The sequence below is a fragment of the Streptomyces sp. ST2-7A genome, from assembly GCF_021390475.1.
Taxonomy (GTDB): domain Bacteria; phylum Actinomycetota; class Actinomycetes; order Streptomycetales; family Streptomycetaceae; genus Streptomyces.
In genome coordinates, this window is the sequence record NZ_JAJUWS010000007.1 from 21253 (window position 1) to 36511 (window position 15259).

At 73.9% G+C, this 15259-nt stretch carries 10 protein-coding genes; 5 read left to right on the top strand and 5 right to left on the bottom strand.

Translation table 11 applies throughout. The annotated features are described in order from the left end of the window. The first annotated feature begins 94 nt into the window (after window positions 1–94). Both LZF96_RS06215 and LZF96_RS06220 read left to right on the top strand, forming a co-directional pair. A complete protein-coding gene (locus LZF96_RS06215; protein WP_267940553.1) occupies window positions 95–799 on the top strand; it encodes a response regulator transcription factor in 705 nt (234 codons plus the stop codon). Window positions 800–1356: 557 nt separating this feature from the next. Then, window positions 1357–2316 (top strand): hypothetical protein, encoded by a 960-nt coding sequence (locus tag LZF96_RS06220; RefSeq protein ID WP_233866680.1) that lies wholly within the window; start codon window positions 1357–1359, stop codon window positions 2314–2316. Here the strand turns inward: LZF96_RS06220 and LZF96_RS06225 are convergent. Then, window positions 2208–3293 (bottom strand): phosphotransferase, encoded by a 1086-nt coding sequence (locus LZF96_RS06225; RefSeq protein ID WP_233866683.1) that lies wholly within the window; start codon window positions 3291–3293, stop codon window positions 2208–2210. The two genes, LZF96_RS06220 and LZF96_RS06225, sit on opposite strands and share 109 nt — an antisense overlap. 643 nt (window positions 3294–3936) lie before the next feature. Beyond that, a complete protein-coding gene (locus tag LZF96_RS06230; RefSeq protein WP_233866686.1) occupies window positions 3937–5772 on the bottom strand; it encodes a protein kinase in 1836 nt (611 codons plus the stop codon). Window positions 5773–6169: 397 nt separating this feature from the next. Between LZF96_RS06230 and LZF96_RS06235 the strand changes: the two genes are divergently transcribed. After that, window positions 6170–7930, top strand: a complete 1761-nt coding sequence (locus LZF96_RS06235) for a protein kinase (RefSeq protein ID WP_233866689.1) — start codon at window positions 6170–6172, stop codon at window positions 7928–7930. Between the two features lie 124 nt (window positions 7931–8054). On the opposite strand, the gene LZF96_RS06240 is transcribed toward LZF96_RS06235, so the two are convergent. The 3 genes from LZF96_RS06240 to LZF96_RS06250 form a co-directional block, all read right to left on the bottom strand. Further along, window positions 8055–8879 carry a maleylpyruvate isomerase family mycothiol-dependent enzyme gene (locus LZF96_RS06240; RefSeq protein ID WP_233866692.1) on the bottom strand — a complete coding sequence of 275 codons (825 nt, stop codon included), beginning with the start codon at window positions 8877–8879 and terminating at the stop codon, window positions 8055–8057. A gap of 381 nt (window positions 8880–9260) precedes the next feature. Next, a complete protein-coding gene (locus LZF96_RS06245; protein ID WP_233866695.1) occupies window positions 9261–10634 on the bottom strand; it encodes a M18 family aminopeptidase in 1374 nt (457 codons plus the stop codon). A 412-nt stretch (window positions 10635–11046) separates the two neighbouring features. Next, window positions 11047–12873, bottom strand: coding sequence for an acyl-CoA dehydrogenase (locus LZF96_RS06250; RefSeq protein ID WP_233866698.1), 1827 nt, complete (start codon window positions 12871–12873; stop codon window positions 11047–11049). Between the two features lie 161 nt (window positions 12874–13034). Between LZF96_RS06250 and LZF96_RS06255 the strand changes: the two genes are divergently transcribed. Further along, entirely contained in the window at window positions 13035–13631 is a 597-nt protein-coding gene (locus tag LZF96_RS06255) for an SseB family protein (protein WP_233866700.1), read from the top strand. 501 nt (window positions 13632–14132) lie between these two features. Further along, complete coding sequence (locus LZF96_RS06260; protein ID WP_233867092.1) at window positions 14133–15101, top strand: pirin family protein; 969 nt, start codon at window positions 14133–14135, stop codon at window positions 15099–15101. The last annotated feature ends 158 nt before the right edge of the window (window positions 15102–15259 follow it).

The window sequence follows — 15259 nt, forward strand, 5'->3', positions numbered from 1 at the left end:
CGCGGAGGGACTTTCCCCGCACGGTAACGCGCTCGACCGGGTTACGGGAAGAGCAACGGGGCCGGCGGCCCGGGGCTCGGCATCGGGGGCGACGCTGTGTGACACTGTCAACGTGCGCAAAGAAGGCGAAAGCGGAGCAATCACCGTATTCCTCGTCGACGACCATGAGGTGGTCCGACGCGGCGTGCACGAGATGTTGTCGTTGGAGGAGGACATCGAGGTGGTCGGCGAGGCCGGGACGGCGGCCGACGCGGTGGCCCGCATTCCCGCCACCCGTCCGGACGTCGCGGTCCTGGACGTGCGGCTGCCCGACGGCAGCGGGGTGGAGGTCTGCCGCGAGATCCGCTCCCGCGACGAGGACATCCGCTGCCTGATGCTGACCTCCTACGCCGACGACGAGGCGCTGTTCGACGCGATCATGGCCGGCGCCTCCGGATACGTCCTCAAGGCGATTCGCGGCTCCGAACTGTTGTCGGCGGTGCGGGACGTGGCGGCGGGCAAGTCGCTGCTGGACCCGGTGGCCACCCAGCGGGTGTTGGAGCGGCTGCGGGACGGCGGCGCGGCGCGCGGCGACGAACGGTTGGGCCGACTCACCGAGCAGGAGCGCCGCATCCTCGACCTCATCGGTGAGGGGCTGACCAACCGCGCCATCGGTGAGCGGCTGCACCTGGCGGAGAAGACCATCAAGAACTATGTCTCCAGCCTGCTCGCCAAGCTGGGCATGGAACGGCGCTCGCAGGCCGCCGCCTACGTGGCCCGCCTACAGGCGGAGCAGGGTCAGCGGCACGGCAACGACTGAATCGGTGTCCCGGGGCCGGAGCCACGGTGTTCCGCCGCTCCCGCCTGCCGGTACGCGGAGTCGGGACGTACCCGACGTCCCGGGGCGGGCGCCGCGCGGGCGGCGACGGCACCTGGCGGGCGCGGGGCGGGCGGCGTGCGGGGTACCGGCCGATACGGGGAGGACGACCTCCGGCATCCGGGGTCGGCGCGGGCCCCGTCGTGTGTTCCCCGGCATGCGGACGCGGCGCGAGCCCCCCCAGGGGGGGCGGGCAGGGGCATCGGGGGGCGCGGCCGGGCAGGGCCCACCGCCACCGCCCACCACCTCCGCCCCATGGGCACGGCGCGCTCCCCGGGCCCGGTCCGCCGGTGGCTTCGGACGGCCCGGATCGATGCCTCGGGTGTTCCCGCCCATCCGGGATGCGGCGGGTTCGTCGGTTTGTCGTCGATCGGTGCTTTCGGGCCGGTGGTTCCGGGCCGGGGGTCCCGGTCGGGGACCCGTTTCGCGGGGACCTGTGGCCGCGTGTCGGGGACCTTTCCCGCTTCCGGGCCGTACCGCCGGCCGGGCAGGCTGGGCCCATGCCCGTCCCTTCCCGGTCCGGCCCCGGCGTGCCCGGGCACCGGCCCCCGTCGTCGTCCGCGCCGACCCTCCCGGCCCGGGGGGCGGCGGCGGAGGCGATCGTCGACATCCCCGACGAGGACGGTACCGATGTCACTGCCCGTCCCACCGGCCCCGGTGCGGGGAGGCCCGCCGCGCCCGGTGGCCGCGCGGTCCTCTCCACGGACGTGGCGGAGGCGCTGCGCCTGCTGCCCTCCCTGCCGGCCGGTCAGGCGGCGGTGACCCGGCGGGCCCTGCCCTTCCTGCTCCCCGCCGAGCACCTGGTGACCGGTGGGGGTGTGCTGCTGCGGGTGATCGACGGCGGGGAGGTGCCGCACGGCGCGGACGGCGGGGTGCTGGCCTACCGGGCGGCGACCGGCGAGGGGCCCGCCACCGGCGGACTCCGCAGCGTGCAGGTGATCGGGACGGCCCGCCGGGTGGTGCCGGAGCCCGCCGAACGGGCTGCCTTCGTTCCGCCTCCGGGGGCGGGACGAACGCATGGCGCGCCCCCGGGGCGCGAGCCCGCCGCGCCGGCCGGGTCCGTCCCGTCCGACGCCCTCGGTACGCGGGGTGTTCGCTCGACCCCGATCGAATCCGGCGTCGCCGTCCCCACCGGGTTCGCCGCGCCGGATGCTCCGGGTGCTCCCGGATCGCCCGGGGCGTTCGACGAATCCGCCCGGCGCGGCCCGTCCGCTCCGTCCGACACGCCCGTGGGACCCGCTGCCGAGCCCGACACCGCCGTCTACCTGCGGTTGTTCCCGCACCTGGCCGAGGTGCGGGGCGGCGGAGTTCCGGCACGGCACCCGGCCGGGGCCCGAACCGTCCCGCCGGTTCAGGCGCGGAACGCGTCCCGGACCGCCGCCGCGTTCCGACTCCACCAGGGCACCAGCGCGGAGGTGGCGGGGAGTTGCGGGTCCACCCGGGGGTCCTCCCGCTCGTAGTGCCAGCGCAGGATCCAGAAGTCGTTCAGCCGCTCCCACCACACCCGGTGCGCGCCGGCGGCCAGTTCGTCGGCGTCCACGTCGGCGGCGGCGCGGTAGCCGCGCGCGTAGGCGCGGACGCGGGGCAGGTCGAGTGTGCCGTCGGGGAGCAGGAAGAAGATCGCGGCGGCCCGGACCACCTCCTCGGCGCGCGGTCCGGTGCCCAGCCGGTCCCAGTCGATGACGGCGAGCGCCTCGCGCCCGGGAGGGCCTCCTCGACCGGTGGGGGGGAGGCCGCGCGGGACCCGGGGTTCCGGGGAGTAGAGGACGTTCAGGGGGTGGAAGTCGCCGTGCACCCAGCCGGTGGGTGGGATGACCGACCGGTCGGGGCGGTCACCGGCGTGGTGGTCGAGGAGTACCAGGCGTTCGCGCAGGCGGCGTTCGGCGAGGAGGTCGAAGTCGGTGCGGTGCCGCGCCTGCCGGGTGCGGGCGATGAGTCTTTCGGCGGTGCGTCGGGTCCGTTCGGGGTCGGCGGCCTCCAGGCCGAGGCCGGGGAGCGGGCCGATCGGGCGGGGGAGCAGTCGGTCCAGGGCGAGGTGGAGGCGGCCGAGGAGGTCGCCGAGGCGGTGCGCCTCGTGGAGGGTGAGCGCGGCGCCCTCGAGGTGGTGACCCGGGACCCAGGGGTGGACGGCGTAGGAGCGGTCACCGAGGAGGACGACGGTCTTCCCGTCACGGTCGGTGAGTGGGGGGCAGACGGGGAGGTCGGCCCCGTCGAGGGCGGTGACGACGCGATGGGCGGTCTCCACGGGGAGAACGGATTGGTCGTCGCCCCCCAGATGATGTTTGAGGAAGAAACGACCACGGGTGGTGACGAGGTGGTATCCGCGATTGAGCAACCCTCGGGTGAGGCGGGTACACGTGTGGGGGTCACCGATGTCGAATCGGCGCAGGATGGAGCGGAGATCCCGCCTCTGGGGCGGCGCGAGGGTGAGCGGCACGCCGGCATCGTAGATCACTCTCGGCAACACTCGTGACGTGTGCAGCTAATATTACCAGCACAGTGGCTCGGCACTTCGGGAGATCGACGTCACCCCTCGAACTCCTGATCCCTGGTGGTGGGAAGCTCGGACGGGTTGTTCCGCGGGGCCCTTTCCGCCGGTGGACACCCCGGTCGGAGGCCCTCGGACAGCCGGCCGGGAACCGAAAATTGTGACACAGAGTGTTCGAATGGGCGTCCCTGTCTCCGGTCGCCGTCATCCGCCCCGATCCGCCGTCATCCGCCCGTTCCCGGCGCCCGGGCTCATGGCACCGTGCCGGACGGTGCCGTGAGCCCGGCCGCCGGGAACGGCCCCGGACCGCCCCGTGCCCCGTGCCCCGTGCCCCGTGCCGGATGGTGCGCCCCACCCCGCTCCGTGCCCCGCACCGGCCCGGACCGCGCTCCACGCCCCGCACCGGCCATGGCCTCGTGCCGGCGTCGCGCCCCACCCCGCATCACCGGGCCCCGGTCCCCCCGGCGCAGCGCCCGGTCCGCGCCGAACGGGGCTCCCCGCGCCCCGACCCGCCACCCTCCCGGCGTGGGAACGCCGGGGCCCCGGGTGCGGTTCTCCGCCCCCGGGGCCCCGGCGAAAGCCGTGCTCCGTGTCAGCCCCCGCTGCCATCCGGGGGAACGTCGCCGCCGCCGCCCGCCGCCGCACCGGCGTCACCACCGGTGGCGCCCTGGTCGCCGCCACCGGTCGCCGGGTTGCCGGGCGCGCCCCCGTCGCCGCCGGGGTTCCCCGGCTCTCCGGTGGTGGTCCCCGGGTCGCCGGGATTGCCGGGCGGCTCGACGCCGCCGGTGTCCTCACCGCCGGTGTCCCCGCCGTCGGTGCCCTCGGCGGTGCCCTCGGTGGTCGCGCCCTCGTCGACACCCTCGTCGCCGCCGGTGCTCCCCCCGCCGTTCTGCCAGCCGTTCGACCCCTGGCCGCCGGAGGACGATCCGCCGCCGGACTGGCTTCCCCCGGGGGCGGGCGAGAACGGTCCGGTGTTCTCCTCCTCCGGCTCCTCGGTCTCCTCCGGCTCCTCCGGCTCCTCGGTCTCCTCCGGCTCCTCGGTCTCCACCGGGGCCGTGGGGGTCGGATCCGGGGCGACCGGGGACTCCTCGCCGCCGGCGGCGTTGAACGCCACCAGCACGCCCAGGCCCACCGCCGCCACCGCCAGCACGGCGGGCAGCGCCCAGCGCGGGACCTGTCGCCGGCCGGCCCGGCCGTCACCCGGGCCGCCGACCCGGCTCTCCCCGTGCGGCGGGGTGCCGAGCAGCAGTGGTGGGCCCAGCCGGCTGGTCTCCGCGACGCGGTGGGCGGAGGTCGCGGCGGGCATCGCCGCCGTGGCGGCGGCCGAGCCCGTGGCGGCCGTGCCCATCGCCGGGGTGTCGGCGGTCAGCGAACCGGTGTTCCACAGCCCACCGGTGTGGCTGCCGTGCTCGCGCAGCATCCGCTGCGCGTGCTGCACCAGCGCCCGCATCTCCTCGGAGGACTGGAAACGGTCGTCCGGGTTCTTCGCCAGCGCCCGCAGCGCCAGACCGTCCAGCTCCGGCGGAACCTCCGGCGACACCGTCGACGGCGGCTGCGGGATGTCCTGCACGTGCTGGTAGACCACCGACAACGGGGTCTCCCCGGTGAACGGCGGGCGCAGTGTCAGCAACTCGTACAGCAGACAGCCCACGGCGTACAGGTCGGAGCGGGTGTCCACGGCCTTGCCGAGGGCCTGCTCCGGCGACAGGTACTGCGGGGTGCCCATCACCATGCCGGTCTGCGTCATGGTGGACTGCGCGCCGTGCAGAGCGCGGGCGATGCCGAAGTCCATCACCTTGACCGAGCCGGTCTCGTTGATGATCACGTTGGCGGGCTTGATGTCACGGTGCACGATGCCGTGCTGGTGGCTGTAGGCCAATGCCTCCAGCACTCCGGAGACGATGTCCAGCGCCCGGTCGGTGCGCGCCGGGCCGTCGGGCCCCCGGCCCTCCTCCGCCGCGTCCGCGTCGTCGTTGAGCATCTCGCGGATGGTGCGGCCGTTGACCAACTCCATCACCATGTACGGCACGACCTGGCCGCCCATCCGCTCCTCGCCGGAGTCGAAAACGGCGACCACCGCGTGGTGGTTCAACCCGGCGACGGACTGCGCCTCGCGCGTGAAGCGCGCCTTGGCGATGGGGTCCTCGGCGAGGTCGGAGCGCAGCAGCTTGACCGCGACCACCCGGCCCAGGCGCACGTCCTCGGCGGCGAACACCTCGGCCATACCGCCGCGGCCGAGCCGGCGCAGGATGCGGTAGCGGCCGTCGCCGACCAGCCCCCGGTGCCCCCACGAATCCGAGCCGTCCGGGGCCCCGCGATCGTTCCGCGCACCGCCGGATGCCGGGGGGCCCGAGGGGCCGGGGGGCGTCCCGCCGCCGGTAGCGTCCGCCCCGCCGGCGCCGCCCGCGGCGTCCCGTTCCTCAGCCATCGGTCCTCGCCTGCGTCGCCCTGTTGAGAGCAGCAATCAAACCGGTTTCCGTCCCGCACCGCAAAGTCGCCGGAAGCGAACCCCCGCCGCCCCGCCCCGTTCCGGGGCCGTGCCGTCGGGGCTCCGGGCGTCCGGTGACGGGCCGCGGAGGGGTGGGGGGACGGCCCGGGAGGTCCCGGGGTCGTCGGTCCGCACCCGCGCCACGGGCCGGGTGACGGCTCCCACCGGGGTCAACGTCCTCCGCCCCGTCCCGGGTTCCCCACCCGGGGCCCCGAATCCCGAATGTCCGACCCGTCACACCCCCGCCACCCAAGCAGTCACGGAACGGACAACGGGCTTGACGCGTCATACCCCTGAGGCAGACTTGGCCTGTTACCACCGCCCACGGGGGAGAGCCATGACAGAGCACGCGCAGCCGCCGGCCGACCGCACGGGCCGCGCGGTGGGCGCCGGTCGTTACCGGCTGCAGCAGCTGCTCGGCACCGGCGGCATGGCCTCGGTGCACCTGGCGCACGACTCGATCCTGGACCGGCAGGTAGCCGTCAAGACGATGCACGGGGATCTGGGCCGGGAGGACTCCTTCCGCGAGCGCTTCAAGCGCGAGGCGCAGTCCGTGGCGAAGCTGACCCACACCACCATCGTGTCGGTCTACGACACCGGTGAGGACGTCATCGACGGGCAGCCGGTGCCGTACATCGTCATGGAGTACGTCGACGGCCGCCCGCTGCGCAACGAACTGGACGAGGACATCGCCCGTCACGGCGCGATGCCCGCCGACAAGGCCCTGCACGTCACCATGGAGGTCTGCGCGGCGCTGGACGTCTCGCACGAGATGGGCCTGGTCCACCGGGACATCAAGCCGGGCAACGTCATGCTGACCCGACGCGGCGGCGTGAAGGTGATGGACTTCGGCATCGCCCGCGCGATGCAGTCCGGCGTGACCGCGATGACCCAGACCGGCATGGTCGTGGGAACCCCGCAGTACCTGTCGCCGGAGCAGGCGCTGGGGCGGGCCGTGGACGCCCGCTCCGACCTGTACTCGCTCGGCATCATGCTCTTCGAGCTGCTCACCGGCCGGTTGCCGTTCGACGCGGACTCCCCGTTGGCGATCGCCTACGCGCACGTGCAGGAGGAGCCGCCGACCCCTTCCTCGATCAACGCCTCGGTGCCGCCGGCGCTGGACGCCCTGGTGGCCCGGGTGCTGCGCAAGAACCCCAACGAGCGGTTCCGGTCGGCCGAGGAGTTCCGCCGCGCCTGCGAGGAGGTGCGTTCGGGGCTGACCGGCGCGGCCCCCCGGATCACCGGGGCCGCCCCGCCGCCCAGCGGCGCGGCGGTCTCGCAGGCCGTCTTCCCCGAATACGGCTCGGCGGCGCCCTCGCCCTACGGCACGCCGCCCCCGGCCGGTGCCTACGGCTACCCGCACACCGGGCACGGCGCCCCCACCGCTCCGCCGGTGGGCCTGTCCACCCCGCCGCCGTACCACATGGCGCCCGCCGCGCACGGGGCCGCGGCCGGCTCCCGGCGGGCGGCCCGCTCCGGCGGGAGCCGGGTACTGCCCGCGGTCCTCGGCGTCCTGGGGGTGCTCCTGGCCGGTGGTCTGATCGCCGGCTTCTTCCTGGTCGGCGGTGGGGACGACGGGGAGACCGCCGGCGGGGGGACCGAGCGGACCGACACCGCCGGCGCGAGCGGTGGCGAGGGCACCGACGCCGGTACCGAGCCGGGTTCCTCCGGCGGTGACGACACGGGCGACACCGGCGGCGGGTACGGCGGCGACGACGCCCCCGCGGTCGCCGGCGACGCCGGTACCGAGGGCGACGCCGGTACCGAGGACGAGCCCACCGAGCGCGAGCCGCGCTACAAGGAGGGCGACCCGGGCAAGACCGTCGACAGCAACCAGTGCACCGCCGCTCGCGAGTACTGGGACCAGGAGGGCGAGAACGAGGGCACGGTCACCATGCCCGACTTCTACGACAAGCACTTCGAGTCGGTGAAGGAGTGCATCCAGGCCGCCGGGTGGGACTACGACCCCGACGAGAAGGTGAACGAGGTCCTCAAGGGCGACGGCATGGTCGTGAACCAGTCGCCCAAGGCCCACCAGGCCTTCAACCCGGAGACCGACAAGATCACCCTTTACATCTCCACCGGCTACGAGGGCTGAGCCGCCGTCCGGGTCGTCGAAACGCGCCGCCCGCGACCGTGCGGGGGTCGCGGGCGGCGAGCCGGCTTCGTTCGGCACGGGCCCGCCGCGCCGGAGGACCGGGCCCCGACCGGGATCCGGCCCCTCAGGGCGTGACGGAGAAGTTCGCCAGGATGCGCCCGGCGAGGTCCGCGTCGCCGTCCACCTTGACCAGCTCGGCCACCCGCCGGGGCCGGACGCGCCCGCACGCCAGCCGGGAGTAGCTCTCCCAGTCGGTGGTGAGGGTGACCAGCGGGCCCAGCGAGGGGCTGGAGGTGAGGGTGCCGCGTCCCTCCTCGTCCACCCGGACCGTGCGCAGGAATTCCAGCGGACCGCTCACGTCGAAGACCACGGCGGACTTCGGCGGGGCGCCCGCGTCCTTCGCCACCACCTTCGGCAGCCGCTCCAGCATGATGTCGCGGGCGATGTGCGCGGCCGGGGAGTCGATGTTGCCCGGCCGGTCGAGGGACTGTCGCAGGTCCTGTTCGTGCGCCCAGATGTCGAAGACCCGCGTCCGCAGGTACTGCTCCAGCGTCATCCTGCCGAGGAGGGGGTGGCTGATCACGTGGTCGGGGGCGCGGCGTTCGTTCCGCAGCTGGCGCGCGCGGCGGATGATCGTGTACTCCAGCTCGGAGGTCATCTCCGGGCCGGTGTGGTGGCGGCGCACGTCCACCTGGACCTCGGTGTAGCGGCTGGGCTCATCGGTCACGTGGTAGAGGTCGCGCGGCAGGGTGTGGATGGGGCGGGGGTCGCCCAACGCCTCGCACTCGCCACCGATGACGTGGGAGACGACGTCCCGCACCGACCAGCCGGGGCACGGGGTGCGGCGGTTCCACTCCCCATCGACCAGCGGCGTGACCAGTTCGGATATCGCCTCGATGGACTGCGTCCAGGCGTCGATGTACGGCTGCATGCTGGAGTGCACAGACACGGGACCCCTCGGCGGATCGTTCGCTGGATGGGTGCTCACACGGTACGCCGCGCCATGGCGTCGGGTGAACGGTTTACCGGCTTCAGATCCTAGGGCGCGGAACGCCCCCGCTTCGAGGGGGCTTCCCGTGATCGCGTGCCTTTCGGCGGCTTCGCGCGGGGATGTCCGGACCGGATCGTGTCCCGACCGTTCCCGCCGGTGCGGTGCGGTGCGGTGCGGTGCGGTGCGGTGCGCGGGGCCCGGCGCCGGCGGTCCGGGATCCGGCGGGGGAGAGGTCGGGCGCCCCGGGCGCCCCGGGCACACCGCGCGCCCCGACAGCGCGCGGGCGCGCGCCGGGGCGGGTGCGACCGGAGGGCGGACGGGGCACGGACGCCGGGGCGCTCAGCGCACCCCGCCCGCCGGCCCCGGCGCGGAGACGAACGCCTCCAGTGCCCGGGTGAGCAGGTACGGATCGGCCGTCCCGCACAGCTCCCGGGCGGAGTGCATCGACAGGATCGCCACCCCGATGTCCACGGTGGCGATGCCGTGCCGGGCGGCGGTGATCGGCCCGATCGTCGTCCCGCACGGCATGGCGTTGCTCGAGACGAAGCTCTGCCACGGCACGCCGGCCCGTTCGCAGGCGTCGGCGAAGACCGCCCGGCCGACGCCGTCGGTGGCGTACCGCTGGTTCACGTTCACCTTGAGGATGGGGCCGCCGCCCGCGACCGGACGGTGGTCCGGGTCGTGCCGCTCCGGGTAGTTGGGGTGCACGGCGTGGCCGGTGTCGGAGGAGAGGCACACGCTCCCCGCGAACGCCCGGGCGCGGTCCTCGGGGGAGCCGCCGCGAGCCGCGATCATCCGATCCAACACGCCGCCGAGCAGGGGTCCCTCGGCGCCGGTGTCGGCCTGGCTGCCGTTCTCCTCGTGGTCGAAGGCGGCCAGCACCGGGATCACCGGGCCGTCCTCCCCGGCACCACCGGTGGTCGTGGCGTTCACCAGGGCGGTGGTGCCGGCGTGCACGGACAGCAGGTTGTCCAGGCGCGGCGCGGCCAGCAGTTCACGGTCCCGGCCCAGGAAGGCGGGAGGCTCGACGCTGTGCACCATCAGGTCCCAGCCCGCCACCTCGTCGGCGGCGACCCCCGCCTCGCCGGCGACGAAGGCGATCAGCTCGCCCTCCACGGGCCGGCCCAGGCCCCAGATCGGCATCAGGTGCTGCTGGCGGTCCAGCTTCAGACCGTCGTTGACCTGCCGGTCCAGGTGGATGGCGAGCTGCGGCACGCGCAGCAGCGGCCGGTCCACCAGCACGTTCACGGGGGTGCCGTCGCGCAGCACCAGCCGCCCGGACAGGCCCAGGTCGCGGTCGAGCCAGGTGTTGAGCAGTGTGCCGCCGTAGATCTCCACGGCGACCTGCTTCCAGCCGGCCCGCCCGGTGTCGGGCAGGGGCTTGACCCGCAGGTTGGGGGAGTCGGTGTGGGCACCGACGATCCTGAACGGGGTGGCGGGCCCCGCGCCCTCCGGCACCCACCAGGCGATCAACGCGCCACCGCGGATGACGTACCGGCCGCCGGCCTCGGCGGCGGCGCCGTCCCAGGCGTCGGTCTCCAGCAGTCGGCGGAACCCGGCCTTCTCCAACCGCGCGGCGGCGTTGGCCACCGCGTGGTACGGCGAGGTGGAGACGGCCAGCCAGGCGGCCAGGTCCTCGGCGTGCGCCCGGGCCGCCGCGTCAAGGGTGGAGAGGGCCTGTTCGGAATCACCGGTGTGGGGGGTGTGCGCCATGCGTCTCAGCATACGGAAAGCGCCCCCGGCGCCCCCACCGCGCCTTCGGGCGCCCGAAGGCGCGGTGGGGGCGCCGAACGCCGTCCGGTCCTCCGGGTCCGGCCGAAGGCCGTATGCGGGTTCACCCCCGGCTCACGCGCCACCGCGATCACGTTCCCCACGACATCCGGTCGTGCGGGGAAACGCTCCCGTGACCCCGGAAGGTCACCGCGTCCGACGCCAACGGTCCCCGCGACTCCCACGGATCGCGGGTGTTGCGAGGACCGTTGGAACCCGGGTCCGCGGGGAGGTGCCGGAGCCCGCCGCAAGGCCGGCCCGCCGCCCGGCCGGCCCGCCGCCCGGGCGGGCCGGCCACGGGGTGTCCGTGGGGGAACGAGCGGGACGACCCGGGCGGGCGGGCCGGACCGACCGATCAGAAGGCCGCCTCGTCCAGCTCCATGATCGACAGGTCGGTGCCCTCGGCGATCGCCCGGGCCACGGCCACCTGCGGCAGCACCTCGCGGGTGAAGTGCTGGGCGGCGGCGATCTTGCCGGCGTAGAACGCCTTGTCCTTCCCGCTCGCCGACGGCAGCTTCTGCGCGGCCACGGCGGCGCCGCGCAGCAGCAGGTAGCCGACCACCACGTCGCCCGCCGCCATCAGGAAGCGGGTGGTGTTCAGGCCCACCTTGTAGAGGGACTTCACGTCCTTCTCGGTGGCGGCCAGGTCGGTCAGCAGGATGCCGACCAGGCCCTCCAGGTCACCGGCGGCGCGGGCCAGCGCGTCGCGCGCCCCGGCCAGCTCCTCGCCGCCCGCGGCCTCGGCCAGGAAGCCCTTGATCCGGTCGGACAGGGCGGTCAGGGCCTGGCCCTGGTTGCGGACGATCTTCCGGAAGAAGAAGTCCTGGCCCTGGATGGCGGTGGTGCCCTCGTAGAGGGTGTCGATCTTGGCGTCCCGGATGTACTGCTCGATCGGGTACTCCTGCAGGTAGCCGGAGCCACCCAGGGTCTGCAGCGACTGCGCGAGCTGCTCGTAGGAGCGCTCCGAGCCGTAGCCCTTGACGATCGGCAGCAGCAGGTCGTTCAGCGCCTCGGCGGCGGTCGCGTCCTCGCCGGCGGCCTCCTTGATCATCACCTCGTCCTGCACGGTCGCGGTGTAGAGCACCAGCGAGCGCATCCCCTCGGCGTACGCCTTCTGGGTGAGCAGGGAGCGGCGCACGTCCGGGTGGTGGGTGATGGTGACACGAGGGGCGGTCTTGTCGGTGGACCGGGTCAGGTCCGCGCCCTGGACGCGCTCCTTGGCGTACTCCAGCGCGTTGAGGTAGCCGGTGGAGAGGGTGGCGATGGCCTTCGTGCCGACCATCATCCGCGCGAACTCGATGATCTTGAACATCTGGCGGATGCCGTCGTGCCTGCCGCCGAGCAGCCACCCCACGGCGGGCTCGTTGGCGCCGAAGGTCATCTCGCAGGTGTTGGAGACCTTCAGGCCCATCTTGTGCTCGACGTTGGTGGCGTACGCGCCGTTGCGCTCGCCGAGCTCACCGTTCTCGGTGTCGAAGCGGAACTTCGGCACCAGGAAGAGGGACAGGCCCTTGGTGCCCGGCCCGTGCCCCTCGGGGCGGGCGAGTACGAAGTGCATGATGTTCTCCGACATGTCGTGCTCGCCGGAGGTGATGAAGCGCTTGACGCCCTCGATGTGCCAGGTGCCGTCCGCCTGCTCGACGGCCTTGGTGCGACCGGCGCCCACGTCGGAACCGGCGTCCGGCTCGGTGAGCACCATGGTGGCGCCCCACTGGCGGTCCACCATCAGCTGTGCGATGTGCCGCTGCTCGTCGGTGCCCTCGTCCTGGATGACGCTGGCGAAGGCCGGGCCGCAGGCGTACATCCACACGGCGGGGTTGGAGCCCAGGATGGTCTCGGCGAAGGCCCACAGGAGGGAGCGGGGGGCGACGGTGCCGCCGAGCTCCTCGGACAGGCCCAGCCGCCACCACTCGGCGTCCATGTAGGCCTGGTAGCTCTTGCGGAACGCCTCCGGTACCGGTGCGGTGCGGGTCTCCGGGTCGTAGACCGGCGGGTTGCGGTCGCCCTCGGTGTAGGAGGCGGCCAGCTCGTTCTCCGCCATGCGGGCGATCTCGCTCAGCACGTTCTTCGCCGTGTCCACGTCCATCTCGGCGAAGGGACCCGTGCCGTACACCTCGTCACGGCCGAGGACCTCGAACAGGTTGAACTCGATGTCCCGAAGATTCGACTTGTAGTGCCCCATGGCAGCGACTCCGTTGGTGTCGGGGGTGTGTGCTCGTCGGTGCGGCTGCCGGGGGCGGTGGTGGGCGCCGGCAGTACCGGTAGGTAACCACCATCATGCTACCCACCGGTAATAAGACGCAAGCGATTCCCGGGCGGATGTGAGTCGTTACGCTTTCGTCCATGTACGGCTATGACCAGACCGCGTACGGCTCCCCGCACGGCCAGCCCGGTCGGCCGGGCCACCACCAGCACGGACAGGGCGGGGTGTCGGGGCCGCAGGAACAGCCCCCCTACGGGGGACAGCAGCCCTCCGGCTACGGCGACCACGGTGGCTACCCCCAACAGGCGCACCACGGCTACGGCGCCCCCGAGACCCGGGAGCAGAGCCGGCAGTCCGACGCGGGCGGTGCCGCCCCGGCGGCGCCCTCGCTCGCCGACGCCCTGCGCGCCTACGTCTCCGGGGGTATGTCCACCGAGGAGTTCCAGGACATCTTCTGGGGCGCGAAGGTCTACTGCCCGCGTGGTGAGACGCCCGGCTTCCTCGCCGTCCAGACCACGCAGGAGCCGGTGATCCCGCTGTTCACCTCGCTGCGCGAGCTGCGCCGCTACGCGGGCAAGGAGTCGCGGTACTTCACCGTCACCGGCGGCGAGGTGCTCGACCTGCTGCCCGCCGGATACGGCTTCGCCATGGACATGGAGGGCGAGCACCGCATCGTCTTCGACGCCAAGGCGGTCGTCGACATGACCGACTACGCCATGCGCCGCGTCTACGGCTGACCGACGCCGGGGCCCGGCCCCGGGCCGGGGATCGGCGTCGTGTCGGGGGAGTGATCCGGCCGGTTGGCCGGCGCGGGAGTCCGCGCCGGGTGCCCGGTTCGGTCCCGATCAACCGGGGGTGGATTCCCCGCCGGGTGGCGGTGTCCGCGCCGGGGGTCGGCCCGGTTCCGGCTACAGGTGCCCGGTTCCGCGCCCGCTCCGACCGGGCCCCGGCACGCCCCCCGGCTGCCCGGCCGCGTCACTCCTCCGCCGTCCGGGCCGCGTCGGTTCGGGGCGGTCCCGGCGCGCTCCCTCGCTCCCCCGGGCGCCACCGCTCCCCCGGGCGCCGCCCGTACCCCGGCGCCGGGGCGGGGTCGGCACGCCCCCGGCGCCCCCCGAGTCGGCCGAGCGCGCGGCCGGCCGCCCTCTCCGCCCCCTTTCGGGAATACCCGGGCTCGGGCATGATGTTTACCATTCAACTAAATGAATGAGTCGAACACCCAGCCAACGAGGAGGCCGACCGTGCCCGCCATCACCGTGGAGAACCCCCTGACGCTGCCCCGCGTCGCGGAGCCCACCGCCGAGACCCCCGCCCGGCCGGTCCTGGGCGTCACCACCGCCCCCGGCGGCTTCGAGGGCGAGGGCTTCCCCGTCCGCCGCGCCTTCGCCGGCATCCACTACCGGCACCTGGACCCGTTCATCATGATGGACCAGATGGGAGAGGTGGAGTACGCCGCCGGTGAGCCGAAGGGCACCCCGTGGCACCCCCACCGCGGCTTCGAGACCGTCACCTACCTCCTCGACGGCACCTTCATCCACCAGGACTCCGAGGGCGGCGGTGGCGTCATCAACGACGGCGACACCCAGTGGATGACCGCCGGCTCCGGCCTCCTGCACATCGAGGCCCCGCCGGAGGAGATGGTCGTGAAGGGCGGGCTTTTCCACGGCATCCAGCTGTGGGTGAATCTCCCCGCCAAGGACAAGATGAGCACCCCCCGCTACCAGGACATCGGCGGCGGCAACGTCAAGCTGCTCACCTCCCCCGACGGCGGCGCCGTGATCCGCCTGATCGCCGGTGACCTCGACGGGCACAACGGCCCCGGTGCCACCCACACCCCCATCACCCTCGTCCACGCCACTCTCACCCCGGGCGCCGAGATCACCCTGCCGTGGCGGCAGGACTTCAACGCCCTGGCCTACGTCCTCGCCGGACGCGGCACGGTCGGCACCGACCGTCGCCCGCTCGAGCTGGGACAGACCGCCGTCTTCGGCGCCGGCGGCAGCCTCACCGTCCGCGCCGACGAGAAGCAGGACGGCCACATCCCCAACCTGGAGGTCATCCTGCTCGGCGGTCGGCCCATCCGCGAGCCGATGGCCCACTACGGCCCGTTCGTCATGAACAGCCACGCCGAGCTCCAGCAGGCGTTCGAGGACTTCCAGGCCGGCCGGCTGGGCCGCATACCCGCCGAGCGCACCGTCTCCGAGCGCTGATCCCGACCCTCCGCCGTCACCCGTCCGCCCGGTCCCGTCCCCGACGGCACCGGGCGGACGCGCGTGAGGGGGCTCGGTGGTCGGGTGGTTCCACCGAACCGATTCCGACGGCACCGGGCGGACGCGGACCCCGGCTTCCCCGGCGCCTTCCCCCGGGC

What these genes read in the sequence shown, in the direction of transcription:
- LZF96_RS06245 (WP_233866695.1), bottom strand. Translation starts at nt 10,634, where the DNA reads ATGGCGCACACCCCCCACACCGGTGATTCCGAACAGGCCCTCTCCACC.
- LZF96_RS06235 (WP_233866689.1), top strand. Translation starts at nt 6,170, where the DNA reads ATGACAGAGCACGCGCAGCCGCCGGCCGACCGCACGGGCCGCGCGGTG.
- LZF96_RS06230 (WP_233866686.1), bottom strand. Translation starts at nt 5,772, where the DNA reads ATGGCTGAGGAACGGGACGCCGCGGGCGGCGCCGGCGGGGCGGACGCT.
- LZF96_RS06255 (WP_233866700.1), top strand. Translation starts at nt 13,035, where the DNA reads ATGTACGGCTATGACCAGACCGCGTACGGCTCCCCGCACGGCCAGCCC.
- LZF96_RS06220 (WP_233866680.1), top strand. Translation starts at nt 1,357, where the DNA reads ATGCCCGTCCCTTCCCGGTCCGGCCCCGGCGTGCCCGGGCACCGGCCC.
- LZF96_RS06250 (WP_233866698.1), bottom strand. Translation starts at nt 12,873, where the DNA reads ATGGGGCACTACAAGTCGAATCTTCGGGACATCGAGTTCAACCTGTTC.